The organism is Francisella hispaniensis FSC454 (assembly GCF_001885235.1).
In the GTDB taxonomy this organism is placed as follows: Bacteria; Pseudomonadota; Gammaproteobacteria; order Francisellales; family Francisellaceae; genus Francisella; species Francisella hispaniensis.
This window is the reverse complement of the sequence record NZ_CP018093.1, coordinates 967549-992462: the sequence shown is the minus strand read 5'-3', so window position 1 is coordinate 992462 and position 24914 is coordinate 967549. Positions and strand designations below refer to the sequence as shown.

The window sequence follows — 24914 nt, the reverse complement described above, 5'->3', positions numbered from 1 at the left end:
CATACAATAACTAACAAAATTCTTAGCTAATTAATTTAATGAAAAATCTTAGCCAAAAACTCTATAAAGAAATAAAAAAACTTCATAGCTCTCAGGGTCGAAAAAAGTCACCGTACTATGTCATTGAAGGATTTAGATGCGCTCAAGAAGCCCTCAAAAGATTACCACAACAACAAATAATTGCGATATTGGTAACTGAGAAAACTGATAGTCCAAATTATACTCTAGACAAAAAATATATTATTACTGAGAAAGATTTTGAAGCACTATCACAAACACAAAATCCACAAGGAATTTTAATCTTAGCTGAAAAACCTAAGCTTGAAGAACTTAGCTTTGATGATGACTTTATTCTAGTACTTGATAGAATTCAAGATCCTGGTAATATTGGTACAATTCTACGTACTGCTATAGCTGTAGGATTAAAAGAAATAATCTTAATCAATGGTACTGTTGATCCATTTAACCCTAAAGCCATCAGAGCTGGTATGGGAGCACAATTTAGTCTCAATTTTAGCTATCTAGAAACTCTTGCTGAGCTAAAGAATATCTCAAAATTACAGCAGCGCAAAATATGGCTAACTACACCACATCAGGGAGTATCATGCTATGCTAAAGAATTTAAACTTGCTAATAGCATTTTAGTTTTTGGTGAAGAGGCAAACGGTATCGCTGATTTTTCTATAGGTGAGAAAACTATGATACCTACACTTAGTGATATAGAGTCGTTAAATGTAGCTCAAGCTGCAACGATTTATTTATTTGAAGGTTTACGCCAGCGTCTTAAATAAAAGTTGCTAATTTTTTGAATATCAGAATATAAATATATAAAGTACTCTAGTTATATGTATAATGGTCAATATGTATCAGTTAAAAAATTATTAAGTATGTTTAAGAAAATACTAGTAACTCCGTTAATTATACTATCATTTCTACAATTTAGCTTTGGATGTACTTGGTTTAGTTTTGAAAATGATAAGGGACATTACTTTATTGGTAGAACTATGGAATGGCCTGGCGATTTAAATACTAAAATTACCCTAGTACCAAGAGGCTATAAGTTTGCAGACTTTACAACTCACTACGGCTTTGTAGGTATGAGTCATAATGGTAATTTTAGTGATGGGATGAATGAATATGGTCTAGCAGTAAGTGCTCTTTGGCTTAGTAGTAGTAAATATCCTGATAAAAAAGATTCTGACTATAATATTACTATGCTATTGCCATATGTTTTAGGTAATACCAAAACAGTTGATCAAGCTGTAGAATTTATCAAAAAAAACAAGTTCTATACCTCTGTAATACCAGAGATCTCAGATAAACTCGAGATTACGCTACATTTTGCGATTAGTGATGCTAAAGGTAACTCTGTAGTAGTTGAGTTTATAAATGGTAAAACCAAAATTTATGATAATAAGATTAAAGTTCTTACTAATGATCCAACCTATGATCAACAACTTGAATTGCTAAAAAAATATCAAGGTGATAAATTTAAACAAGATAGATTGATTGCTTTTGATTATTCACCTGCAGGTCGCTTTGCAAAAATGGCATCTTTTAATGCTACTAAAGCAAATACACCAGATGATTTGACAGCTGTAAATCATGCTTGGTCAATGATCAACACTGTAGATATACCACAGGGTTCTCTATATTGGAAATGGGTAAGTTCTCAGCCACAATTTACCTCATACTCTGTAGTTGATGATCTTAGTAATCGTGTTTACTATTTCCGTACTTGGGATAACTATGATATCCGTAAAGTTGATCTTAGCAAGATAGATTTTGCCAAAGCCAAATATCAAGCAGATACAATCTTTGGACAAGCTAACTATCAAGAGTTCAAATTCAAATAATTTTTTCTATCAAATTATTGTTGGTTTTTGATTTTAAACCATAACTACTTATAAGCTTTCTTTTGTAGTAAATAGGATTGTACCTTTCAAAATAAATTTAGCTACCGTATAAAATTTGTCAATCGCGCTAATTTAACAAATTAACACAGTAGAATTGATGTTTTTACTGATTAGCATTAAGATTATAATACAAGTCTACAAAAGGATAACACTATGAGCAAATGTAAAACACATCAAAACCATGAGCATAAACATCAAGATGACTGTGGTCATACCAAAATCAAACATGGTGATCACTACGACTATCTACATGATGGTCATCTTCATCATGAACACAATGGTCACTATGATGAACATACCCTAGAAGTCACGGAAAAGAATCCCGATGGCTGCCATCCGATCAAAGAAGATTGCTCTAAACATGTACATGGACCTAATTGTGGTCATGAAGCAGTACCTCATGGTGATCATATAGATTATATTGTTGATGGTAGATTACACCATCCTCATGGCGATCATTGTGATGATCACGGACCAGTAGAAGTGATTCAAAACGATAAAAAATAGCTTTAAAATACTTACTTAGATTAAGCTTTTAATATCATCAATCTCAAAATCATTATATTTATCGAAAATTTCGACTAGCTCTGTAGGGATTTTGGCAGGTTTAGCCTTGTGAGCATTTACCATGATCCATAGTGTATCTGCTTTACATAATAGTGTTTTGTCTGATTTTCTATAAATATGATATTTTCTAAATGTAGAAATCTTGGTAATACTCTCTACCCATGTAACCACAGCGATATCATCACCTAAGAAACCTTGTGATAGATACTCTATCGTATGTTTCCTAGCAAACCATGTAAGCCCCTGAGACTCGGTCAATTCAAAGACGCCATTAGCCTTGACATGTGCAATAGCGACATCCTGCATCCATTGTAGATAGACAATATTATTTAGATGCTTATTTGGATCAATATGCTCAGGCAATACTTGAGTAGATAGGACAAAATATTTTAATTGCTGATTCATTTTTCACCCAAAAACTCAAGTAAGTCACTATAACCACCTATCTGCTTACCATCTATAAAAATTAATGGAGTAGTTTGTAAATTATATTTTGCTTTGAAGGCGTCTGTTTCAGCACGAGTTTTTAGATGATTATCTTCAAAACTCCAACCTTTTTGCTCAAAGAGCGCTTTCGCCTTAAGACCATATGGACAAACTTTCTCTGGTGTAACCATACGATATAAAACTATACTTTTAAAATTATTCATTACTTTGTTTTTCCTCTGTATTTCTCATTCTAATTGGCATATGATTGCAAAAAGGTTCTTCTGCTAGGTAGCTACCATGAATATTATACGCCCTAGCTCTACAGCCACCACATATTTTGATAAATTCGCACGCACCACACTTACCCTCATAAGCGCTAAAATCACGCATATGATTCATTACATCACTATTTTGCCAAATCTCGACAAAAGATTTCTCTTTGACATTACCAGCGCTGACAGGTAAGTAACTACATGGATAGACATTGCCATCGACATCAAGTAGGCAAATACTTTGTCCTGCAATACAACCCTTACCACCCCCAGTACCAAAGCTAAGAGCACGTGAACGAACCTTTGCACTATCCTCTTTATTACGCTCAAAACGAATTCGATAATAATGTGGCGCACAAGTTGGACGTACTAGCATATCTTGCTCATCTGCCTCCATATCATAGTGCCAATTGAGAATATCTTGATAATCATCGATATCGATTAGCTCTTGCATAAGCTCTTCTCCTCGTCCTGTTGGTACTATCATAAATAAATACCATGCTGTAGCTTCTAGAGATTTTGCTAGTTTATAGACATCTTTGATCTCATGCTGATTACGTTTAGTAAACGATGAGTTTATCAAAAAAGGTATACGATGTTTTTTGAAAAGCTTAGCCGCATTTACAGTTGCCTCAAAAGCACCCTTTTGACCTCTAAAATCATCATGTGTCGCAGCTGTAGCACCATCAATACTTAGAGATACTATACTTATACTTGAGCTTTTGATTTTCTCACAGATCTCATCAGTTACTAAAGAGCCATTTGTAGCTAATGCCATACGTAGACCTTTATTCGCCCCGTACTGAGCTAGTTCAAAGATATCAGTACGTAGTAGTGGCTCACCTCCTGATAGCACCAAAACCGGATTAGCAAATGCTGCAATACTATCAATAATTCTAAAACCCTCTTCGGTAGAAAAATCAGGGTGACCAAGTACCTCACATTCAGAAGATGAACGACAATGAACACATTTGAGATTACAACGTCTAGTTGTTTCCCATGCCATCCATTTAAGTTGATTTTTCACTAAATTCTTAATCCAAAACGAAATATAATTTTGCTAATAGATATTATAACAAATAATCATTAAACTAACTGTATAAAGCTACTAAAAATAACTTTTAAAAGGCTATTTTAGAAACTTTTTTATCTTGATAGTTTGAGTTTTATCTATACTCTATAAATACTGATAATCTCAATATTAGTTATGATTACAATTTTGTTTTTAGCTATAGTATTTATGGCAACTTTATATACTGTATACTACTTTATCTTAGCTATTATTAAGCTAATTGCAGCTATATATCATTTTAGAGCTATTATTTTTCTAAAATTGATTCAAAAAAAATAATTAATCCATAAAATAAATTGCTTAAAGCCTATTAAAACTTTGTTTACATAGCTCTTAGAATTAGGTTTTCATAATCAAGTAATGATCTTACTAAATATTATTTTTTTTTAATAAGTTTCAGTTACTAGATTATCTGATATACTATCTTAGGATCAGTCCAGCAAATGAAAAAAGATTAGCTGTAAGTTTCAGTAGCTAGATTATTTGGTACATACTAGTGTTATAGTTAGGATTAACCTGACATATAAAGAACAATTAGCTGTAAATTTTCATTAATTAGGTTATTTGATATACTGCTTTGAATACTGTACTTGAATTAATATTTTGCTATATAACTATTTTAGCGGTTATATTATCTGATATACTTTACTCAGATAGAAACTTCTAAATATTATTCGTAAAATTAATTAAGTTTCGGTAGCTAGGTTATTTGATGTACAATAAAAACTTACCTGCTTGATGCTAGGTATTAGTGTTATTTATAAGAAGCTAGATTATTTGATATACTGCTGTTAGCTCTAGTAATGATAAGCCTGATGGTTATTATGTGTTTCAGTAGCTAGATTATTTGATATACTGCTGTTAGCAACTAGGTCAAGCATTATCCAGTGGAGCTTTAAGGTTTCAGTAGCTAGATTATTTGATATACTGCTGTTAGTATTAATTCACCTAACAAAGCAGATGCTTTTGTGAGTTTCAGTAGCTAGATTATTTGATATACTGCTGTTAGAGCCAAGACAAACCTAGAGTTTGCAAGGCTTTGAGAGAATTATTTGCTGGTGTTTTTTCGCAAACATCCTACTTGTAAAAAAATGTAGACATTTTGCGAAAAAATATCTACAATGTAAGCGTACCAAATAATCAATGCTCTGTAATCATTTAAAAGTATTTTGAACGGACCTCTGTTTGACACGTCTGAATAACTAAAAATAAAAATTTGCCACTCAAGTGGCTTTTTTGCTAGTGGATAATTTATTTGAGCTTTGTATAGCTAACCATAGATAAAAATGTCAAGCTGAATTTATTTCGGCATCTCATTATAAACGTAGATTTTATAAAAAAGACATAATTACATAATATGATGACAAAATTTACTACTTTTATGCCTAAGACTATATCTTTTACTTTATGATATCTTTTTAGTTTAAAATTATTCTGACAAGCTCGAAGGAGTTTGATTTTAGCGATCATTACAGAAATTTAAATACTCACACTGTATACATTGATGATCCGATGCAGATGAGTCTGGCTTATTACCACTATCTAAAGCATTAAGAATATCATTGACAGTTTTTACAAGTTTTGTGATTAACTCATCAGTTATTTTTATTTCATATGATTTTTTATCAGATGTTAGAAATGTAGTTTTGCATGGCTTAGCAAAATACTCCTGTGCTAATAAAGCATAAGCTGCTATTTGTAGTTTATGTCCTAGACTATTTGGATTAGGATTTGTCTTATACTCAACCACATATACATTATTATCAGTTTCTAAAACCCAATCAACTATACCATGGAGTTTATAATTTTGGCTTTTTATAGTTACATTAAAATGCCTAATAGCATTATCTAAACCATATCTGCTAAAGTTTCGTCTTTTCTCAAGATGCTCTACTTTTTTATGAAATCCTTCACCCTGAGCAACCCATAATGGCTTGTGTGGCTTAATCGCCAATAGCTCTTGATAATAAACTACTCTAGGACAAAAACACCATTGCCTAATTAAATTAATCGGTATCGATAAATCATTATCAAATATGTCCATACTCTTCCCAATCTTTGAAAGTTTTGTCATCGTAGCCAAAGCTATATTCTAGCTTTTGTTCCTGCATATTCACCCTTGTTATAAATATTTTGTCTGAAATAGTTAATGAGTTAGCAAACAATCTTTTGATAGCATTAAGTTCAGCAATGCTTATATGACCCCAGAATACTGATTTCTGTACTGCCTTAAGACCATAAGCTAGAAGTTGTTTATAGATTATTGTTCTGGTTCTATTATCTTCTATATCATAGGCTATTAGATATTCTTTTCTTAGTTGCATGACTCTCCTCTAAAGATGACCGAGCTAGTCAAAGTAATATTTAATTTATATGTGTCTATTTCGACTAACTCAATCAACTTATATCTTACCATTTAAAAATATACGGTTTATAATTATGCTCGCCAGCAAACTCTCCGGATAATCTATAAACCTGCCTTTGGATAATATGCTCTAATTTTAACTTTTTACCATTATAAATATATTTCTTAGCTATAGTTGCCTGTATCTCTGAGATTAATGCCGATTTTAATTTAGGATCAATACTTTTCTTATTCTTATATTGTTCACGTAGCTTAATAACCACCCTATCAACAACTCAAGCTCGATACTCCTCCATCAAATCTAAAACTAACGACATCTTTCCCGGTCTTTTTTGATGCAGAAATCCTAGGTAAGGCTCAAGTCCAGCATTTGTAACAGCATTTAGAATATAACTAGATAAAATTGCATAACCAAAATTTAGCATACTATTAGCAATTTCTTGAGAGCCTCGCCCTTCTCTATTAGCAAAACTCTCTGATAAAAACTTATCTCTGGCTAAACTTGAAAAATATATATTTGCAGCATATCCTTCATAACCTAACACATCATTTAGAGTTTTAGCATTTTTGATAAGTTGTGCTGTCCTCTTTAGCTCTTCTATGGCATTTAAAAGATTTACTGATTTATGATGTTTATTAAAATAGCTAAGTGTAGCACGTTGATTTTTTATTTTAGCTATAATCAACTTGATTGACAGTGCTAGAGCATTCTCATTGATATAGCGATATTGGTTTATACGTGCTTGAACTACAGCGTGCTGATTAGCACCAACAAGCATCGAGTGAGCAACACCTCTAAAATCCAAAAAGAAAAGTTTGATTCCTCTTAAAGAAAACTGCTCTATCAAATCACTAGATAAACTAACACCTTTTTTAGCTATAGAAACTGTAGCTAATCGATTTAATGGAAAATACTTTTTATCTTCTTTATTCTTAACAACTAATCTACCAGCTTCTAAACCAAGATATAAACCGTATTCACTAATTATTAAGTGTTTCATTATAAATACCTGCTAAGGTCATACCAAGCATTTCTTTGATAGTTTTATTAAAACCTGAACTTTCAAATTCTATAATAGTTGATTGTTTTAAAATCTCTAAAACTTTATCAGGATATCTTGATTTTAATAAAGAATGATTCATAAAATAATTTATCTTACTATCATCATCCATAACATAATCAAGTTTAACTCTGACTTTCGGGCGAGAATTATTGTCGATTTTATATTGAATTGTTGATACTCCAATCTCTATAAGATCTTTAGGTGTTTCTACTTCGAACCATCTACTAGTATCTATAGCAAAAATGCTTTTATTATCTACCTTTTGTAATTTTATATTCTTAGGAAGCCAAAAAATATTTTTTGATGTAAACGATTTAATAATAGTTTCGACTATTTCATTTTTAGAAATGTCAAAAGCTGGAATAAAAGGCTTTGTTCCATCTGCTCTAGAATCAGAATCATTTAATATCTGATAGATAAAATTGTTATCCCATGTTTTTCTTTTGACTAAGAGCTTACCTTCATTTGTAGAAATAGGTAAAGAGAAATCTTTTCTAACTTTTTTATGCTGTTTTGTAGCATTTTTGACACTAAAATATGATTTTAAAAATTCATAATTATCTTTAATAGTAGTATTTTGCCACTCAAGATATAGTCTTTGCCACTCTGTTTTAAATGGCAATTCTATTTTTCCAGCTTTAAAGTTGCTATCTTTAGCCAATATCATACTTACATCATCAATAGATTTGATTTTTACTCTTTCGGTACGATAAGCTAAGCTTCTCAAAAACTCCATTTCTTTAGTGTATTTTTTATAACCTAAAGCAGTATTATAATTTTCGATATAATACTCATGTAATTTTTGAGTTTTTAGATTTATATAATAGTATTCTGCTGTAGTACTTATATTATTTGTTTCCAATATATTTCTTAACTCTTCTAATGTAGTAATTTGTATATCTATAGATATAGGTTTATCTACAAATTTTAGACAATACACAAGGTTATTTAATTGTTGTATATCGTACTTTTTACCTTTGAATATTTTTATTTCTTCACTATTTTCCCAGTTATAGCCTTTTCTAACTTCATTTAGGTTTTTATGGATTAGTATTGGTAAATAACTTTCTCCATAGATACCATCCCTAGTCATCTGTCTATGCGTATTAAAGCCCTCTGTAGCTTTTTTTCTTACTAATTTTTTATCACTAAACTCATTATCAGCAATTTTAATTTGACTAAAAATATCTTTGCTAAAGACTTCTCCTGTATTTTTATCTAATGGATATAAACTATAATTTTTATCGATTTCTAGACCTATACTTCCACCATTTTTATGTTCATCTGCGGCAACACAAAAAGCAATCATCGCATCTATTAAGTGAGAGTAGCTATCTTGAGGTTTATCACCTTTTGCATACGCTTGTATATCACTATCAACTTTTTCATAGAGTTTACGAACATCTGCAACACCTCTACCATTTGAATTTGTAGTCTCTATTCCAAAATAATCAAAAGTTATTCTATTTGTAGCTAGATTTTCTTTTTTAGCTCTTAAATAGATATTATTTGCTAGGACTTCTGCAAAGTAGCGTTGAGTACCATTTACAAAAGTACGATTACGATTATTTATCGCCCTTATGACTGCTTTTTTGATAGGATTTTCATCAGCTAGAAATAGAGCGTGGCGAAATGCTTTCTGCTCTTGTGGTGTTAGATTAATAAAACTACGATAATTACCAAATTTAAAATCTTGCTTGCTAGCATCCCAGATTGTATCAGCTATCTTCTTTTCAATTTCCAAATCATCAGTTGTGTCGAACTGTTTTAGTTTATAATTTGGTTTTAGATCATATAAGAATACTGCTTTATTGCCTCGATTTTGATTATCTTCACGTGTTACACAGATCAAGTTAGCCTCATCATTTAGAGTACCGTATTTTTTATGTGCGCGAGGTATTATATGATCTAATTCTTCTTTTGCACCATCAAAATCGCCATTCGCTAAATTATCGCCACTATATGCTGATATACCTTTAGCAAATTCTTTTATTCTATTGTTTTTATCCTTGAATGTATTTTCAGGATTTATTCTCTCTAATGCTTTTTTTCTCTTATCTTTTAGGCTCTTACCTTTTACATCAGCTAATGCAGGCTCAAATTCAAAAGCATTTGATTCTGTGATGATTGGTACATGTAATTGTTGATTATTACTCAAAGCTTGTTTGATATTATCCCAATTATCATCCACTATATTTCTAGCTAATATAGTTGCCATTTTCTTAACAGCACCATCAACTATTCTAGTTGGTATCGCCGGTAGTCTTTGAGCTTTGGCACTTAAGATTATATTATCTTTGTTCCCTTCAACAGGCTTAGCAACCTTAATTTGTTGCATTCTATGAGCATTATCAGCACTACAAACTGCACAAGTATTAGCATTACCTTTACGCTCTGCAAAAGCAATTTGCTGAATCTGTGCAAAACTATATATCGAGTTAAATTTTTTGATTTTCCTATCGAACTCGAGTTTACTAGCTTGATTAGGTTCACCAAATAAAAGTACACCTAATTCATAAGCTAGACCATGCTTATAATTACCTTTTTTATCTTCTGAACCTTCTATTTTACATATTAAATTAAATATTTCTTTTTCACATTTGCCTTTTGTATTCCTAGCTATATTTATTTTATGATTTAATAATCCTCTATTGTCTTTTTGTATTTTTAAACTATCTTCACAAGCTTTTTTAAATCCTCTAATATGTTCTACCAACCATTTGCTGATAAATAGATCATCATCAGAACCAATTTTATCTTTCAAAAAATTAGGTGATACCTGCAGTACTCCAGCTAGATCATTTAATAATTGATATCTTTTTTGCCTTGGTTTATGGTTACAGTATGTTAATAGTTGATTGTCATCATCAAATCTACCTGTATTGTTATATTTATCTAGTTTTTTATCATAACGGTACTCAGGCATAATATATAGTCTAGAGTCTCTCGCTCTTTGTCTTTGTTTATAATATTTACAAACCAAATGCAAAAAAGTGCCCTGTTCAAAAATACCATTTATATGTTGAGACTTTAGTATTTGTGATAGTTGACTATTTGCTATAATTTTATCTAGCTTTTTGCATAACTCGAGTTTTTCTAACTCAGAACTAATATTTTGCTTAAGCTTTTTAGCATGCGAGTAAATCTCATTTAAAAGTAACTCATCACTAGCTTTTACCCTATCAAATATAAATTGTAACACTCGAGCATCTAAATCTTTGTAATCTCTTTGACCACTAGCAATTTGCTGATTTGAACTCTTATATTTAACAAAATAAGGTTGCTCTTTACTTGATTTTAAGTCTTTTAAATCAATTTCAAAATTTCCCAAATAATTTTGAACAGTTTGTAGTTTCTTTAATTCTTGTAAATATTGTTGCCAGTTTGGATATTTATTATCTAAAAACTTTGGATTTAAAATCAAACTTTGGCATTTTGGCGGTTTACGGTTATTGTTGTCTAGATATGGTGGGATAGTTCTACATGGATCTAACTCTAGTAAAAAACCCACAAAATCACCCTTAGTTTGGTTAATTATACCATCCTGATTTATACCAACTTTTTGTTTTAATTCATCGCACAAAATTTTATAGCTATATTTAGCGCCATCTTTTTTATCTTTATCTTTTGCACCAACTCGCCATTCTCCTAGTATCCAATCGCTATAAGTTTCTGCAAATTTTTGCTCATCCCAATAATCAGCTTTTGCATGAATTTTGTCATTAAAATATTTTCTCAGCGGTTTTAGTTCTAAATTACTTAGGTTACCAATTAGATTAACTAAATTTTTAACACTTAAATTTGAATATTTTTTATTATGTAAATTTTCACAAAAATTCTTGAGATATCCCTCTTGATGATTATTTTCAACCAGCACATTTGTTATCTCTTGAAAATATTGGCTACGATGACGACCGCCACTTGCCATTTCACTTTTTATTTTATTTACTGCAAAAACAAAATGATGTAAATGTGTTTGTAGATAATCTTTATCTTCTTGATTTTCAAGCTTTTCAAGATTCTTCTCAAAATCAAACTTATCAAAATTCAGATTCCAAATATCTAAATCATCAGTTAACTTTTCTAAAATTACATCATTTATAATAATATTTCGCTTAAGAAACTCCTGAATATTATATTTATCATGGTGATAGTAGTTTAGCTCTCTTAAATTACCTTGTTTATCTGTATAACTAAATTTTTGTGTTCTTAAGATACGATCATAGTCAACTAGATAATTAGCTAATAACTTAAACTCTGTATTTGAGAGTTCTTTAAGTGTTTTAGTAGTTACTTTATCTTCTTTGATATCAATACATAACTTTCTTAGCTTAAATTCTAGTGTTTTTTGTAATAGCTTATTATATAGCTCATCAATTTTGCTATCATTCTCAGTAGCTGATTGTAAATAACTATCTAAATCATCTTCACCATTATAATCATCAAGTATGCTCATAAGTATTACTTTTACAGGTTCTGGAGCAATATTTAAATATTCAGGCGAATAACCATCAGTGATAAAGCTAAAACCTCTACGATTAAGTAAAAAGCTAATAGTCTGTTGAGTATCTTTATTCCACTCTAAGTTTAGTTGCTTTGTCCAAATAAGCTTAAAAAGTCTTTTAACTAGTTGTTTTCTATCTATACCTCTTCTTTGATGTCTTCTTGCTGTTCTATTATTCATTAATAAAGTATAAGAATCTTTTGATAATTCATATACTTTGCCATTTTTATTATCTAAACTTTCAAGAGAAGTTCCTTTTTGATAAAATGCGCTAAAAACACCGGTATTTTTAGCACCTAAATCTATTGCTATTGGTAATATTTTGATATTCATAAAGTGACCTCTTTTACTTTAGTTAGAGAATAATTTGATATAAATTTTTAATCATAAAGTTTATAATCATAAAATCTATAAATTTGAATCAAAGCTTGTAGAAACTAGCTTCAGCTTCACTTACATTTATTATTTGTTTAATAAGCATTAAACCAGTATTTAAAATTAAAATCAATTTAAAAAATTGAAAAATTTAACAACCTTTATAGTAATTCTGCTTAATAAAATCGAATATAATAATCTAATTTCTCAATACTAAAATTAGATTAAAATTATAAAATTTATAATTCATTTTATCTTTTGAACAAAATATCTTTATGGTAATCTAAGTTAATGAAAATATTTTTCAAATTGATCTTTATATTGTTTATATATGACTTTATTGCTTAGAGATGTAAATTGATATTTATTTGAATTGACACTATTTAATACTATTATTAAGAGCTTACTATACATGTATGTGCATGTTATTAATAGGAAAATAATATCAGATTTAGAGAATAGATCATCTTTGAGAGTTTTTCTTTATAAACTATATACAGAAAATAATGAATCTGGTCTAGTATATGTTCATCATCTCATTATAAATATTAATTTCATTGAAACTAAAACTATTTCAGAGTAACAGCAGAACATAGTACTTGTAAGCCTACTAGACTATATAACTAACTTACACTAAGAGCAGTATATTATTCCGTCAGGCTTTACCACTGAAACAACTTAATTTTAAGATATTTCATACTACTCTTATAACTAATAAGTTATATATTAGCCTATCAAAATTTATGTGACTTATTATGTTTAATTTATAATAGTTAATAAAATATATTTAATACTTACTAAATAGTTTAAATATAAAAATCAACTGATTGTCTAGAATAATATAATATAGATGAAATTAAAAGATTTTGATAAATAAGCTATTAGTTAGCTTCTTTAAGAGGAGCTGATACGCTAGCTTCTACGCGTTGGTTACGCGGATCAGATTTTGGAATACCACCTAAAGTATCGTCGTAACCGAAACCTTTAGTGATTATTTTCTCACTATCTAAACCTAATTGCTTCATATAATCAGCAACAGCTTGCGCTCTCTTCTCAGAAAGTTTTTGATTGTAAATATCAAACTCGCTACCAGTTTGACCTTGAGAAGCATAACCTTTAACTGTCACAGAACTAATGTTACTATCTTTGATAAATTTAACAAAAGATGCAATAGCTTTTTTACCTTTAGCATTTAAAGTAGCTTTATCATAAGCAAACTTAGTATCTAAGTAAACTGTCACATCATCACCATTTACTGTATAGCACGCAACACCATCTTCAGTTAGATTAAAGTTGCCTTCACACTGCTTAATACCAGCAGGTAAAACATATTTAGACTCATCAATAGTAGGCATAGCAACAGTTTGTGCTGCTGTAGTTGCGCCATTATCCTGGATATTACCAGTGTCATTATTAGTAGTATCTTTGCCACCAAAGAACCATGTTAAACCAGCACCAATCATGTTAGTACCTGCTCTACCATTAGCACCAGAAATGTTACTAGGTGCCATTGTTTGGATATATCTATAGTCAACACTTGCTTGAACATTTCTAGATAGCTCAAACTTAAGACCGCCACCAACGTCCCAAGCACCTGTTGCTTGACCAGCTAGATTCGCCCAACCAGCACCACCTGCAGCATATGGAGTAAACATAGTACTGTTACTAAAGTTTACAACACCTTCACCTAAACCAGCAAAGACTCTACCAACTAATTGGTTATACTGTACAGCAAAGTATTTGTTAACATTATAACCGATTGTGAAGTTAGCACCAGCACCTGATGGAGAGTTAGGAGTTCCAGCAAGACCGTTAGCATCTACACCTAAGTACCACTGACCAGTTCTATCTTGAGGTCCCCAAGTATTGTCCTTGTTAGTCAAAGCGCTATAAGTATTTGCAAAAGGAGCAATGAAATTATTAGCCGCAAAACCGCTGCTTTGTGTAGTAGCTGAATTAGTGTTTGCTGACGTATCCATATTATCTGAACCTGCAGCGATAGATACTGTAGCTGAACCTAATAATACAGTTGTAGCTATAACAATACTTTTTAATCTCATCAAAAACTCCTTTAAATACTTTTTAACTATTCACATGCCGAAACATAAGACTCAAGTATTCTACATAATTTTTTTAAAAAATCAAAGAGTTTTTTATAGCTTTATGATACTAAACTATTGTATTTTTCTAAAAGCTGTTGATGTGTTTCTATATTATTTGGATCTATAATTATACATCTAATTGGGCAAACTTTGGTACACTGAGATTCATCAAAATGTCCTACACACTCTGTACATTTATTTGGATCAATCTCATAATACTCTTCACCTTGTGATATTGCTTCATTAGGACATTCAGGTTCACAAATATCACAATTAATACATTCATCGGTAATTAATAATGCCATAATTTTTATTCCTTAGAATATTTAAGCTTTATCTTACGGAAAACACACTCAGGTACAAACTCATCGACACGCTTATAATTATGTATCGCTACAGCTCTAACCAATGTTGAAGAAATACACGAAAACTTCTCACTTGGAGTTAAGAATATAGTTTGAATATCACTGTTTAGTTTGTTATTCATGCTTGACATCTGAAATTCATAATCAAAATCAGATACTGCTCTAAGACCTCTAACTATAGCACAAGCATTATGTTTTACTGCTGTATCAACAAGCAGACCTTGAAAGCTTACAACCTTGACTCTTTGATTATCTTTGAAAACCTCTTTTATCATCTGCTCTCTAGTAGCAATATCAAAAAGAGTATTTTTACCATAAGCTGTAGATACTGCAACAACTATTTCATCAAAGATATTTAATGCACGCTCTACTAGATCAACATGACCATTAGTAATTGGGTCAAAAGTGCCTGGATAAATTGCTATCTTATTCATAAGCTAAATACTAAAATAAGCCTAACTCTAATTTAGCAGCTTCAGTCATCATTTCTGAATTCCATGGCGGATCAAAAACCATTACTACATCAACTTTATCAACATTAGGAAGCATTGCTACTCTTTTTTCAACATCTGTCATAAGCACTGGTCCCATACCACAACCAGGCGCTGTTAATGTCATATCAATTATTACATGGAAATTACCATTGTCTAACTTTCTAGTAATAATATTATAAATCAGACCAAGATCAACAATATTGACAGGAATCTCTGGATCATAAACTGTTCTCATTTGGTCCCAAATAGCATCCATATTAATAGGATCACCTGGTTTAATATCATATTCTTCTACAGGATATCTGACGATTTGCTTACCTATCGCATCTGCATCTTTACCATCTAGATGGAGTAAATTACCATTTACATTTAGAGTAAAGCTTCCACCTTTATCTTGAGTTACTAAGACTTCTTGACCAGGCATTAGCTCGACTTCATTACCAAATGGTACAGCAACTGCTTTTACCTGTCTTCTTATTATTGTTACATCTGTTGGTTTCATTATTTATATATTCCTAAACTGTAAAACTTTCACCACAACCACAACGTGCTGACTCATTTGGATTTGTATATTCTAACTTATATAATCCAAAATCATGTTTAACATAATCAATTTTTAGACCATTAAGAAAATTCATAGACTTATTAGATACAAAAAAACTAATACCATGCTGTTGTACTTTTTGTGTATCTTCTGGTTGCTGTCTAACAAAGTCAACATCATAAGCTAAGCCAGAACAGCCCATAACCTTAGTTCCGACGTAAATGCCTATACAACCATTATGCTTTTCTAGATGTTTCTTGAAATGTTTTGCCGCAGCATCTGTAACTTCTAAAACACTACTAGCATTTGGATCAAAAACTTCTACCATATCCGCCTCTTTTTGCTAAATTATTTTAATTGAGATATTACTTTTTTCAATGCTATTATGAACAAATCTATTTCCTCAAAAGTATTATACATTCCAAAAGACATACGTACTGTTGAGGTAACTCCCATTCGATACATCAAAGGATGAGCACAATGCTTACCAGTTCTCACACATATACCCTTGATTGCTAGTAGCTCACCGATATCACCAGCATTACAACCTTCAATATTAAAAGTTATCACACCTGCTTTATATTTTGCCTGTCCAATTATTGTTAAACCCGTTATTTTACTCAGCTCACTTGTCGCGTACTCTAACAATTTTTGCTCATGTTCCTCAATATTACTCATACCAATTGAGTCAACATACTCAATAGCCCTACCAAGTCCAATAGCACCAACAATATTTGGAGTTCCTGCTTCAAATCTATATGGTGGTAACGCAAATGTGGTTTTAGATATAGTTACTTCTTCAACCATATCACCACCATAATTATAAGGCGGAAGTTGTTTTAGTAGCTCATATTTACCATACAAAACACCTACTCCAGTAGGACCATACAATTTATGTCCAGAGAAGACAAAAAAATCGCAATCTAAATCTTGAACATCAACCTTAGTATGAATAACAGCTTGAGCACCATCTACTAGAATAATTATGTTTGGATTAATTTGTCTAACTTGTTTAATAATCTCTTTCACAGGATTAATTGTGCCTAAAACATTAGAGCATAATGTAATTGCTAAGATTTTAGTTTTAGCCGTAACTAAAGCTAATAAATTCTCAACATCTAGCTCACCATTATCTTTAATTGCAGCTACTTTAAAAGCTAGTTGTTTGTCTTCACAAAGCATCTGCCATGGTACAAAATTAGCATGATGCTCCATTTCTGTGACAACTATTTCATCATCAGACCTAATAATCCCCTTACCGATAGAGCTAGCAACTAGGTTAATAGCCTCAGTAGTTCCTTTTGTGATAACTATTTCATCTGCTGATTTAGAATTTAAAAAATTTTGTACAATTTTACGAACATTTTCATACTTTTCACTAGCTTCTTGGCTAAGAGAATATACTCCTCTGTGGACATTAGCATAATCATAAGCATATGCTTCAGCTATGAATTCTATAACAGCTCGAGGTTTTTGTGCTGAGGCTCCTGTATCAAAAAAAAGCACCGACTTATTATTTATTTTTTGTGCTAAAAAAGGAAAATCTTGTCTAATCTTATTTACATCATACATATCAAAAACTTCTATAGAATTCTTACGACCTAAATTATACCAAATTAGTATAATTTTACCAGACTAACTTAAAACCTAGATATTTCAGTACTATAAGTTAACTAACATACTGGAACATTGGTAGCTAAACCACCTAAAGAGGTTTCTTTATATTTACTAGACATATCCAAACCAGTTTCATACATAACTTTGATTACATAATCTAAACCAACAAAGCGTTTCTCACCTGTATCAAGGTATGCTAGTTTAGCTGCATTTATAGCTTGGACAGCACCCATAGCATTACGCTCTATACATGGAATCTGTACTAACCCACCAATAGGATCACAAGTAAGTCCTAAGTTATGCTCCATGCCAATTTCTGCTGCGGACTCAATAGAATCAAGATCTCCTCCAAGTAAAGCGCAGTATCCTGCAGCTGCCATCGAACAGGCAACACCAACTTCTCCTTGACAACCTACTTCAGCAGCTGAAATTGATGCTCCAGATTTATACAAAATACCAATAGCAGCACATACTAGTAAGTATTTATTCACCACCTCTTTAAGTTCTTGTTGATTAACAATCTCATGAGTCTGTAAATAATATTTAAGCACAGCTGGAATAACGCCTGCGGCACCATTAGTAGGAGCTGTAACTACTCTTTCACCACATGCATTTTGCTCATTTACAGCTATAGCAAAAGCATTTAAATAATTAAAGTCAGTATTGACAATATTTTGTTCCTTGAGCTTTCTAATCATGCTTGGAGCTCTTTTCCTAACTTTGAGACCACCTGGCAACGTTGCTTCAGCACAAGTTAAACCTTTTTCGATTGATGTTTCCATTACATGCCATATCTCAGCTAGTTTATCTAATGATTGCTGCTCACCATAAGCTGTCTTTTCATTTTCGAACATTATCTCATCAATAGTTTTATTATCACGCTGACAAAGCTCTCTTAATTCAGCCATAGTTGAAAACTTATAAGGCTTATCACAAGGAACCTCTGTAGGAACAGTATCTTTTTTAATTTGTTTTTTATCGACAATAAAGCCACCACCAATTGAAAAATACTCTTTCTCACAAAGTAACTCATCACCATCAAATAGTGAAAAACGCATACCATTAGCATGTTCTGGTAAAAACTCATTATAATGAAATACTAAATCTTTATCATAATCAAAATCAATTTCAAATTTTTGACCTAAATTCAGTTTTTTATTCCTTAAACAATCATCGTAGAGTTTTTTAGCTAGTTCAATATCAACTGACTCTGGTAAAAACCCCATAACACCTAAAACAACGGCGTAATCTGTTTTATGACCTTTCCCAGTTAAAGCAAGAGAACCAAATAAATCAATCTTGACACGAGTAGTTTGAGGTAGTTTTTCCTTATTCAAATTTATAAAATCACAACCAGCTCTCATTGGACCTATAGTATGAGATGAAGATGGACCAACTCCTATAGAAAAAAGCTCAAACGTACTTTCCATAAAATGCCTCCAGAAAGTTTAAGAATTTTATAATAGCTATGATTAATTATACTCTATTTTAGCCTTTTTTCTCTAATTTTCCAATCAGGCATATAGCTGGCCACATAGGCATAAAATTCTTTTGAATGATTTGGATGAGTCAAATGCGCTATCTCATGTAAAACAACATATTCAATTGCTTGGATGTCTCGCAAAACAAGATTAAAATTAAGATTGATAGTTTTTTTGACATAGTTACATGAGCCCCAACGTGTTTTTGTTTTTTTTATTGTAACTCTACTAATTTCTTGATTAGTAATTTTTAAGTATTTAGCCACTAGATTATTGAGAATAACATCTGCCTGATCTTTATAAAATTCTTCTAATAATTGTAACTTAAATTCTCTATTTGTAATAACCCCAGGATTTAAGAAAAACTGTATATAGTCATCATGATAATTCACAATATTATGCTTTGACTCGACAATTTTAATAGGATATTCACGCCCAAGAAAATAAACACCATCTCCATCATTTAAGGTATAGTTTTGATAATCATATTTTTGATTTACTAATAATCTTTTAGCATGTTTATCAAGCCATGATTTTTTAGACTCAAGAATTTTAAAAATTTCTTTCTTGGTGACCTTTTGAGGTGATACCACTGTTACTAAACCATCTTTATTTAAAGAAATCTTTAGATTAGCAACATCCCTATAAATAATCTTAACTTTATAACTCATTACTTAAATTCATTAATAAACTTTTTAACTAAAGTGATAACTTTTATAAGAACCTAAAACTTTAAGAAATGTGCTTTTTTTTAGAACCTCGAGTAATGCCTGCTGTACATTAAGATCATCATCACAACCCTCAAAATCAATAAAAAATAAATAGTTCCATGCCCTATTTCTTGATGGTCGAGATTCTATTTTTGTTAGATTAATATTATGTTTACCAAAAACATTTAATGTATTTACTAGAGCATTAGACTTATCTTCAACTGAGAATATTATAGTTGTCTTATACTTATTATCAGCTGAGTTAACTTTGATATCATTATAACCCATCAATAAAAAACGTGTATAATTAAAACTTTCATCTTCAAATTCATGCTGAAAAATCTTTAAGCCATAAGTTTTAGCTGCTAACTCCCCAGCAATAGCTAAGTGATTTTTTTAATTTTTTTCAAATATATACTTAGCAGCCCCCGCTGTATCGACAAATGCCTCAGGAGTAAGCTTTAATTTTTTAAGGCTATTGGCACATTGTGATAATGCTTGAGGATGTGATATCACACTTTCAACTTCGGAAATCTCGACACCATCGAGCCCCATCAAACAATGCTTTATTTTTAAGACTATCTCAGCTTTGACCTTTAGATTACTCTTAATCAACTCATCATATGCTGGCACAACAGAACCAGCTAAAGAGTTTTCTACTGGAATCATTACAAAATTTGATTTACCACTTATAGTATGTTCAATAGCATCAGAAAAAGACCAACATGGAACTGTTTGAAAATCTTTTATATTCTGCTGCTCTAAAAAATTAGTTATCGCTTGCTCAGAATAAGCACCATGCTCACCCTGAAAAGATACTTTAATCATAGGATATTTAAAATTGATTTAACTAATAGATATAATACATTATGAAATATAAGATAAAAATAGAAATATTTACTTAGATATAATTATCATCACTAATAGCTTTGTGTATACCATCGCGCATATCAGCCGCTGGTAAACACAGATTTTTTGCGATTGTAACAACAATAAAACTAATTACTAATATTATTGCCGAACTCCAATATAAATCTAAATCTCCTCTACCTCCAAATGAGCTAAAGTATGAAACTATCGTTACTAATACTATATAAACCCAAAACCATATTGATTCTCTAAAATTCCAGTGTATTTCTTCAGATCTATCTTTTCTAAAAGTCCTATATATACCTAGCATTGCTAAAGCAATAATCAAAGCTATACCTGCTTTTGATACTATAGCCCAGCCACTCCACAAAAACACTAAAGTAGCAGCAAACATACCTAAAGTTGATAACAAATAAGCACCTTTAAGCCTAAATGGTCGATGAAGCTCAGGTAAATGATGTCTAAGTGCCATAGTTGATGTAGGACCAGTTATATAAGTTAGAGCTATCAAAGATGTCAAAAAAGTCGCCATCTCTTTCCAACCAGGAAAAGGCGCAAACATAACTAATGCAATAAGAAAATTCAAACTAATAGCATAAATAGGCTTTTTCATAATAGGACTTAGTTTACCTAAAATACTTGGTAAATAACCATTATGAACCATAGCACCAAGAGACTTTAATGCAATACTAAAATAGATTAAACCAGCCATTAATGGGAAAATAATAGCTCCAAAGTACAATGGATACATAACCCACTTAACTCCAAAACTTTGCGCCATAACTGCAAAAGGTCCAAAACTTGATGAGCTTGAACCTGGCATAACTACACTATACCAATCATTATTATGGACAAATTTTGACATTACTAACAAATAAGCAGACTGTAAGAATAAAAATATTATTAGACAAATCAATACTGCACCAACAGTTGCTACAGGTATAGATTTTTTAGGATTTTTTGTACTTCCAGCTAATTCAACAATAGTTTTAAAGCCAGTAAAAGCATAGGCAATACCCCCAACAGAAACAGCTGCTAAAACACCATTAAAGCCAAATGGCATTAATGAAAGCTCTTCGGCTTTTATATCTTTTAATGCAGGCAATGTAAAACAAAAAACTATAAAGACAATTGAGATAAATATTGGTATAGCCACTTTAAATAAAGTTACGATATTATTTATTTTTGCTAACCACTTAAGCGAATAGAAATTAATTATACAGAAACCTAAAAGAAAAAATATCGCTAAAGGTAGACCAGCTATAGATAAAGCACCATCTCTACTTGTATCGATCAATGATGGATAAAAAACAGCCAAATATTGAATAACAGCCTGAACCTCGATTGGTGCTAAAACTAAATATGATATCCACGTAATCCATGCAAACATATAACTTATCATTGTTCCATGTGTAATATGCGGAATTCTTGATGTAGAACCTTCAACAGGGACAATTGTACAAACTTCTGCGAATACTAAGGCTATAAAGACCATTAAAACTGCGCCTATTATCCATGATACAACAGATCCTGGACCAGCCTCTTGAGATGTATACTGTGCTGCAAACATCCAACCAGAACCCATGATAGCACCAACACCCATAGCCACAAGACTAAAAGTAGAAAGACTCTTTTTTTCCATGTTATCCTCTAATTAACAAATTGATAAACTATAATTATGAGTTTACTGTGATTAATTCATTAAGTAAACAGTTTAGAATATTATATAATCTTTCTTATGACACGATCATTTAATGTACTCATAATATCATATTCAATAGTATTTGTTTGTTTTGCTATTGAAAATGCACTATTTCGATTACGTGGAATATCAGATATTAACTCGACTATATCGCCTACTTTGACATCATTCTCATTTATTCCCAATGATACTGTCAAACCATCCATGCTCATTCTACCAGCCATGGGATACATCACATCATTAATATTTACAAAGCCTCTATCACCTAATTCACGAGGAAAGCCATCACCATAACCAATAGGGATAACAGCCAGTTGCTCACCCTCATAGCCTCTATATATCAAAGAATAACCAACACCCTCACCCTCTTGTAGTGTAATTATTTTAACTACTTCTGAGATTAGTCTTGCAATAGGCTTTATTTCTCTTATAACTCTATCAACATAAAACTCTGGTAAAAAACCATAGCTTAAAATCCCTGGTCTTACCATATCATAACAGATTCCTTTTTGACCTAGAAAACCATAAGAATTAGACAAATGACAAATAATATCTTGAGATAATTCTTTAGTAAATTCAACTATAGTATCAAATCTGTTTTTTTGTTTGATATTTGTAGGATGATCTCTATTATCAGCACATGCCAAATGACTATATACCCCTTCTAAAATTAACCAATCAGACTCATAAGCTTTCTGTATAGTTCTACAAGCATCATTATAATCTACGCCCATGCGATTCATGCCAGTATTGATATTAACATGGACAAAAGGCTTTTTATTATAGTACTTAGCAAATTTTTCTAACTTCTCAATATCATTATAATCTTGAATACTAACTCGGATATTTTTACTTAAAATTCTATCAATATAGTTATATTCAATTACTCCAAAAATCATAACTGGTTTTTCAACTACATTTAAGACCCTAAATGCCTCTAAAACATTTGCCACAGCAAAAAAATCAACCAAATCATGACTGTGTTGGACTATTAACTCTAAACCATGTCCATAGGCGTTTGCCTTTACAGGAAAACAAATTCTAACATTACCTACATACTCTTTTATTAGCTTAATATTATTTCTCAGAGTTTGTACGTTAATCTCCAAAACATTCATATTTTATCCTTTAAATCTACATAACTTTGTTTTTTTATAAAAAATTGTTGTTACTAATTCAGCTTAGAAAGCTAAGCATACAAACTTTAAAACATTTTATAACTAAAAATATTTATAAGTTTATTATTTTTAATAAAAACTAGAATAATAATATTAGAAATTCACATTAAAAGAATCTTGCATATTTTTGATGAAATTATCAAGCTTCAAACTTACCAAAAAATTTGCTAATCTTTTACCACAACTACCATCTAGTATATTTATGACAAAACTAAACACTACAATATCTACTAGTGAAATTTTATCATTAAAAAAATACTTTTTAGAGCCTAAATAATCGCTTATAGCTTGTAGATCACTTTCTGCTTTTGAGTAAATTTCATTATTAGTTAAATTTGTAATACCGTTAGCTTTTAACTGACGTAAAATATTTCTTTTAGCAACAGGATATACAATATTTGCCATTGCTTTTGGTAAACCTATAGATTCGATAAATTCTTTTTTCCAAATATAGTTATCTTTATCTATCCAACGGCTATAGACACCAACCGGATACAAGCTATCTTCACACAGTCTTATAAAAGCATGTGCTACAGCCTTTTGCTCAGAGCTTAGATGCTGATCTAAATTAAGTTGATATTGTTTTTCTAACATAGCAATTATAAGATTGCTATCCGCAAATTTTTTACCCATAGTTTCTATATAGGGCATTTTACCTGTTGGCGACTTATTAAACTCAAGATTAAAGTGATTCTGATAATTTAAATCTGTAGCTTTTAAGTATAATTCAAGTTTTAAGCAAAAAGGACTACAGCTATAATTTCTACCTTTTAGCTTTGGTAGTTGGTGTAGATGAATCATCATATTTTCCTCACTCATCAAAATTTATAATATTATGTGCTGGTTGGTACGGTGAAGTTTTAACAGCTTGATCAGATATAATACTTTCTTTGACAATATCAGCTTTTTCAAACTCTGAGACAACAACATCATCAAGTTTGCCATTTCTGATAACTATATAACCTCTGTATCTGTCATCTGAACTTTGAGTATTATAATCAAATGAATATACTCTATAAAAAACCAATCTTTTATTCTCAAATTGCAAATTTATCTTACGCAAACAAACAGTATCATCAAGCAAATCCAAATTGTATTTAACTGCTGTACGCTCTGCTATGCTTATAGCATACTCTTTATTTTTCATAAAGTTGCGCCATGCAAAAAAACACCCTGCTAGAAAAATCAGTGTATATAAAGCTATTGACATACTCATCCCTAAAATTTCCGTTAAAACATTATTATATGTTAAAATCTATCCGTTAAAAATATAACTGTCCTGAATAC

The 24914-nt window shown here is 31.0% G+C and carries 23 protein-coding genes and 1 pseudogene; 3 read left to right on the top strand and 21 right to left on the bottom strand.

What is annotated here, in order from left to right; all coding sequences use genetic code 11:
• Window positions 1–38 precede the first annotated feature (38 nt).
• The 3 genes from FSC454_RS04820 (at window position 39) to FSC454_RS04810 (ending at window position 2423) form a co-directional block, all read left to right on the top strand.
• Window positions 39–791 (top strand): TrmH family RNA methyltransferase, encoded by a 753-nt coding sequence (locus tag FSC454_RS04820; RefSeq protein WP_066046307.1) that lies wholly within the window; start codon window positions 39–41, stop codon window positions 789–791.
• Between the two features lie 96 nt (window positions 792–887).
• A complete protein-coding gene (locus FSC454_RS04815; RefSeq protein ID WP_066046315.1) occupies window positions 888–1856 on the top strand; it encodes a linear amide C-N hydrolase in 969 nt (322 codons plus the stop codon).
• Between the two features lie 213 nt (window positions 1857–2069).
• Window positions 2070–2423, top strand: a complete 354-nt coding sequence (locus FSC454_RS04810) for a hypothetical protein (protein WP_066046308.1) — start codon at window positions 2070–2072, stop codon at window positions 2421–2423.
• A 15-nt stretch (window positions 2424–2438) separates the two neighbouring features.
• Here the strand turns inward: FSC454_RS04810 and FSC454_RS04805 are convergent, their stop codons facing one another.
• The 21 genes and pseudogenes from FSC454_RS04805 to FSC454_RS04705 all read right to left on the bottom strand — a co-directional run bounded on the left by FSC454_RS04805 (window position 2439) and on the right by FSC454_RS04705 (window position 24837).
• On the bottom strand, window positions 2439–2888 hold the full coding sequence (locus tag FSC454_RS04805) for an acyl-CoA thioesterase (RefSeq protein ID WP_066046309.1): 450 nt from the start codon (window positions 2886–2888) through the stop codon (window positions 2439–2441).
• Window positions 2885–3133 (bottom strand): glutaredoxin domain-containing protein, encoded by a 249-nt coding sequence (locus FSC454_RS04800; RefSeq protein WP_066046310.1) that lies wholly within the window; start codon window positions 3131–3133, stop codon window positions 2885–2887. The genes FSC454_RS04805 and FSC454_RS04800 overlap by 4 nt, the downstream gene beginning before the upstream one ends.
• Entirely contained in the window at window positions 3126–4211 is a 1086-nt protein-coding gene (locus FSC454_RS04795) for a radical SAM/SPASM domain-containing protein (RefSeq protein WP_066046311.1), read from the bottom strand. The genes FSC454_RS04800 and FSC454_RS04795 overlap by 8 nt, the downstream gene beginning before the upstream one ends.
• Before the next feature lie 1504 nt (window positions 4212–5715).
• On the bottom strand, window positions 5716–6300 hold the full coding sequence (gene cas4, locus FSC454_RS04790) for a CRISPR-associated protein Cas4 (RefSeq protein WP_066046525.1): 585 nt from the start codon (window positions 6298–6300) through the stop codon (window positions 5716–5718).
• On the bottom strand, window positions 6287–6580 hold the full coding sequence (cas2, locus tag FSC454_RS04785; RefSeq protein WP_014548417.1) for a CRISPR-associated endonuclease Cas2: 294 nt from the start codon (window positions 6578–6580) through the stop codon (window positions 6287–6289). Before cas2 ends, cas4 begins: the two co-directional genes overlap by 14 nt.
• A gap of 85 nt (window positions 6581–6665) precedes the next feature.
• Complete coding sequence (locus FSC454_RS09975; RefSeq protein WP_071794800.1) at window positions 6666–6884, bottom strand: hypothetical protein; 219 nt, start codon at window positions 6882–6884, stop codon at window positions 6666–6668.
• A 12-nt stretch (window positions 6885–6896) separates the two neighbouring features.
• A complete protein-coding gene (gene cas1, locus FSC454_RS04775) occupies window positions 6897–7622 on the bottom strand; it encodes a CRISPR-associated endonuclease Cas1 (RefSeq protein WP_071794799.1) in 726 nt (241 codons plus the stop codon).
• Complete coding sequence (cas9, locus tag FSC454_RS04770) at window positions 7603–12522, bottom strand: type II-B CRISPR-associated RNA-guided endonuclease Cas9/Csx12 (protein WP_066046523.1); 4920 nt, start codon at window positions 12520–12522, stop codon at window positions 7603–7605. The genes cas1 and cas9 overlap by 20 nt, the downstream gene beginning before the upstream one ends.
• Window positions 12523–13445: 923 nt before the next feature.
• The gene (gene fopA / locus FSC454_RS04765; RefSeq protein ID WP_066046377.1) at window positions 13446–14624 is read right to left on the bottom strand and encodes an outer membrane protein FopA; all 1179 of its coding nucleotides are present in this window, start codon (window positions 14622–14624) and stop codon (window positions 13446–13448) included.
• Window positions 14625–14725: 101 nt separating this feature from the next.
• Window positions 14726–14971, bottom strand: coding sequence for a YfhL family 4Fe-4S dicluster ferredoxin (locus FSC454_RS04760; RefSeq protein WP_066046378.1), 246 nt, complete (start codon window positions 14969–14971; stop codon window positions 14726–14728).
• 5 nt (window positions 14972–14976) lie between these two features.
• Complete coding sequence (gene coaD, locus FSC454_RS04755; protein ID WP_066046379.1) at window positions 14977–15465, bottom strand: pantetheine-phosphate adenylyltransferase; 489 nt, start codon at window positions 15463–15465, stop codon at window positions 14977–14979.
• A 10-nt stretch (window positions 15466–15475) separates the two neighbouring features.
• On the bottom strand, window positions 15476–16027 hold the full coding sequence (gene sufT, locus FSC454_RS04750; RefSeq protein ID WP_066046380.1) for a putative Fe-S cluster assembly protein SufT: 552 nt from the start codon (window positions 16025–16027) through the stop codon (window positions 15476–15478).
• A gap of 13 nt (window positions 16028–16040) precedes the next feature.
• Window positions 16041–16397, bottom strand: a complete 357-nt coding sequence (locus FSC454_RS04745) for a HesB/IscA family protein (protein WP_066046381.1) — start codon at window positions 16395–16397, stop codon at window positions 16041–16043.
• Window positions 16398–16417: 20 nt separating this feature from the next.
• Window positions 16418–17641, bottom strand: coding sequence for an aminotransferase class V-fold PLP-dependent enzyme (locus tag FSC454_RS04740; RefSeq protein ID WP_066046382.1), 1224 nt, complete (start codon window positions 17639–17641; stop codon window positions 16418–16420).
• Window positions 17642–17742: 101 nt separating this feature from the next.
• Complete coding sequence (locus FSC454_RS04735) at window positions 17743–19116, bottom strand: L-serine ammonia-lyase (protein ID WP_066046383.1); 1374 nt, start codon at window positions 19114–19116, stop codon at window positions 17743–17745.
• 53 nt (window positions 19117–19169) lie between these two features.
• Window positions 19170–19838: a M48 family metallopeptidase gene (locus FSC454_RS04730; protein ID WP_066046384.1), complete on the bottom strand. Its 669-nt coding sequence runs from the start codon at window positions 19836–19838 to the stop codon at window positions 19170–19172.
• A 24-nt stretch (window positions 19839–19862) separates the two neighbouring features.
• Window positions 19863–20705 (bottom strand): annotated as a pseudogene (gene pheA, locus FSC454_RS04725) (prephenate dehydratase).
• Window positions 20706–20778: 73 nt separating this feature from the next.
• Window positions 20779–22389 carry an APC family permease gene (locus FSC454_RS04720; RefSeq protein WP_066046386.1) on the bottom strand — a complete coding sequence of 537 codons (1611 nt, stop codon included), beginning with the start codon at window positions 22387–22389 and terminating at the stop codon, window positions 20779–20781.
• An 80-nt stretch (window positions 22390–22469) separates the two neighbouring features.
• Window positions 22470–23567, bottom strand: coding sequence for an alanine racemase (alr, locus tag FSC454_RS04715; protein WP_066046387.1), 1098 nt, complete (start codon window positions 23565–23567; stop codon window positions 22470–22472).
• Between the two features lie 153 nt (window positions 23568–23720).
• A complete protein-coding gene (locus FSC454_RS04710; RefSeq protein ID WP_156470898.1) occupies window positions 23721–24428 on the bottom strand; it encodes a glutathione S-transferase family protein in 708 nt (235 codons plus the stop codon).
• A gap of 10 nt (window positions 24429–24438) precedes the next feature.
• Window positions 24439–24837, bottom strand: coding sequence for a DUF3301 domain-containing protein (locus FSC454_RS04705; RefSeq protein WP_066046388.1), 399 nt, complete (start codon window positions 24835–24837; stop codon window positions 24439–24441).
• Window positions 24838–24914 lie beyond the last annotated feature (77 nt).

Excerpts from the sequence above, each read along its gene's own strand:
- FSC454_RS04820 (WP_066046307.1), top strand. The coding sequence starts at position 39 with ATGAAAAATCTTAGCCAAAAACTCTATAAAGAAATAAAAAAACTTCAT.
- FSC454_RS04815 (WP_066046315.1), top strand. The coding sequence starts at position 888 with ATGTTTAAGAAAATACTAGTAACTCCGTTAATTATACTATCATTTCTA.
- FSC454_RS04810 (WP_066046308.1), top strand. The coding sequence starts at position 2,070 with ATGAGCAAATGTAAAACACATCAAAACCATGAGCATAAACATCAAGAT.
- FSC454_RS04805 (WP_066046309.1), bottom strand. The coding sequence starts at position 2,888 with ATGAATCAGCAATTAAAATATTTTGTCCTATCTACTCAAGTATTGCCT.
- FSC454_RS04800 (WP_066046310.1), bottom strand. The coding sequence starts at position 3,133 with ATGAATAATTTTAAAAGTATAGTTTTATATCGTATGGTTACACCAGAG.
- cas4 (WP_066046525.1), bottom strand. The coding sequence starts at position 6,300 with ATGGACATATTTGATAATGATTTATCGATACCGATTAATTTAATTAGG.
- cas2 (WP_014548417.1), bottom strand. The coding sequence starts at position 6,580 with ATGCAACTAAGAAAAGAATATCTAATAGCCTATGATATAGAAGATAAT.
- cas1 (WP_071794799.1), bottom strand. The coding sequence starts at position 7,622 with ATGAAACACTTAATAATTAGTGAATACGGTTTATATCTTGGTTTAGAA.
- cas9 (WP_066046523.1), bottom strand. The coding sequence starts at position 12,522 with ATGAATATCAAAATATTACCAATAGCAATAGATTTAGGTGCTAAAAAT.
- fopA (WP_066046377.1), bottom strand. The coding sequence starts at position 14,624 with ATGAGATTAAAAAGTATTGTTATAGCTACAACTGTATTATTAGGTTCA.
- FSC454_RS04760 (WP_066046378.1), bottom strand. The coding sequence starts at position 14,971 with ATGGCATTATTAATTACCGATGAATGTATTAATTGTGATATTTGTGAA.
- coaD (WP_066046379.1), bottom strand. The coding sequence starts at position 15,465 with ATGAATAAGATAGCAATTTATCCAGGCACTTTTGACCCAATTACTAAT.
- sufT (WP_066046380.1), bottom strand. The coding sequence starts at position 16,027 with ATGAAACCAACAGATGTAACAATAATAAGAAGACAGGTAAAAGCAGTT.
- FSC454_RS04745 (WP_066046381.1), bottom strand. The coding sequence starts at position 16,397 with ATGGTAGAAGTTTTTGATCCAAATGCTAGTAGTGTTTTAGAAGTTACA.
- FSC454_RS04740 (WP_066046382.1), bottom strand. The coding sequence starts at position 17,641 with ATGTATGATGTAAATAAGATTAGACAAGATTTTCCTTTTTTAGCACAA.
- FSC454_RS04735 (WP_066046383.1), bottom strand. The coding sequence starts at position 19,116 with ATGGAAAGTACGTTTGAGCTTTTTTCTATAGGAGTTGGTCCATCTTCA.
- FSC454_RS04730 (WP_066046384.1), bottom strand. The coding sequence starts at position 19,838 with ATGAGTTATAAAGTTAAGATTATTTATAGGGATGTTGCTAATCTAAAG.
- FSC454_RS04720 (WP_066046386.1), bottom strand. The coding sequence starts at position 22,389 with ATGGAAAAAAAGAGTCTTTCTACTTTTAGTCTTGTGGCTATGGGTGTT.
- alr (WP_066046387.1), bottom strand. The coding sequence starts at position 23,567 with ATGAATGTTTTGGAGATTAACGTACAAACTCTGAGAAATAATATTAAG.
- FSC454_RS04710 (WP_156470898.1), bottom strand. The coding sequence starts at position 24,428 with ATGATTCATCTACACCAACTACCAAAGCTAAAAGGTAGAAATTATAGC.
- FSC454_RS04705 (WP_066046388.1), bottom strand. The coding sequence starts at position 24,837 with ATGTCAATAGCTTTATATACACTGATTTTTCTAGCAGGGTGTTTTTTT.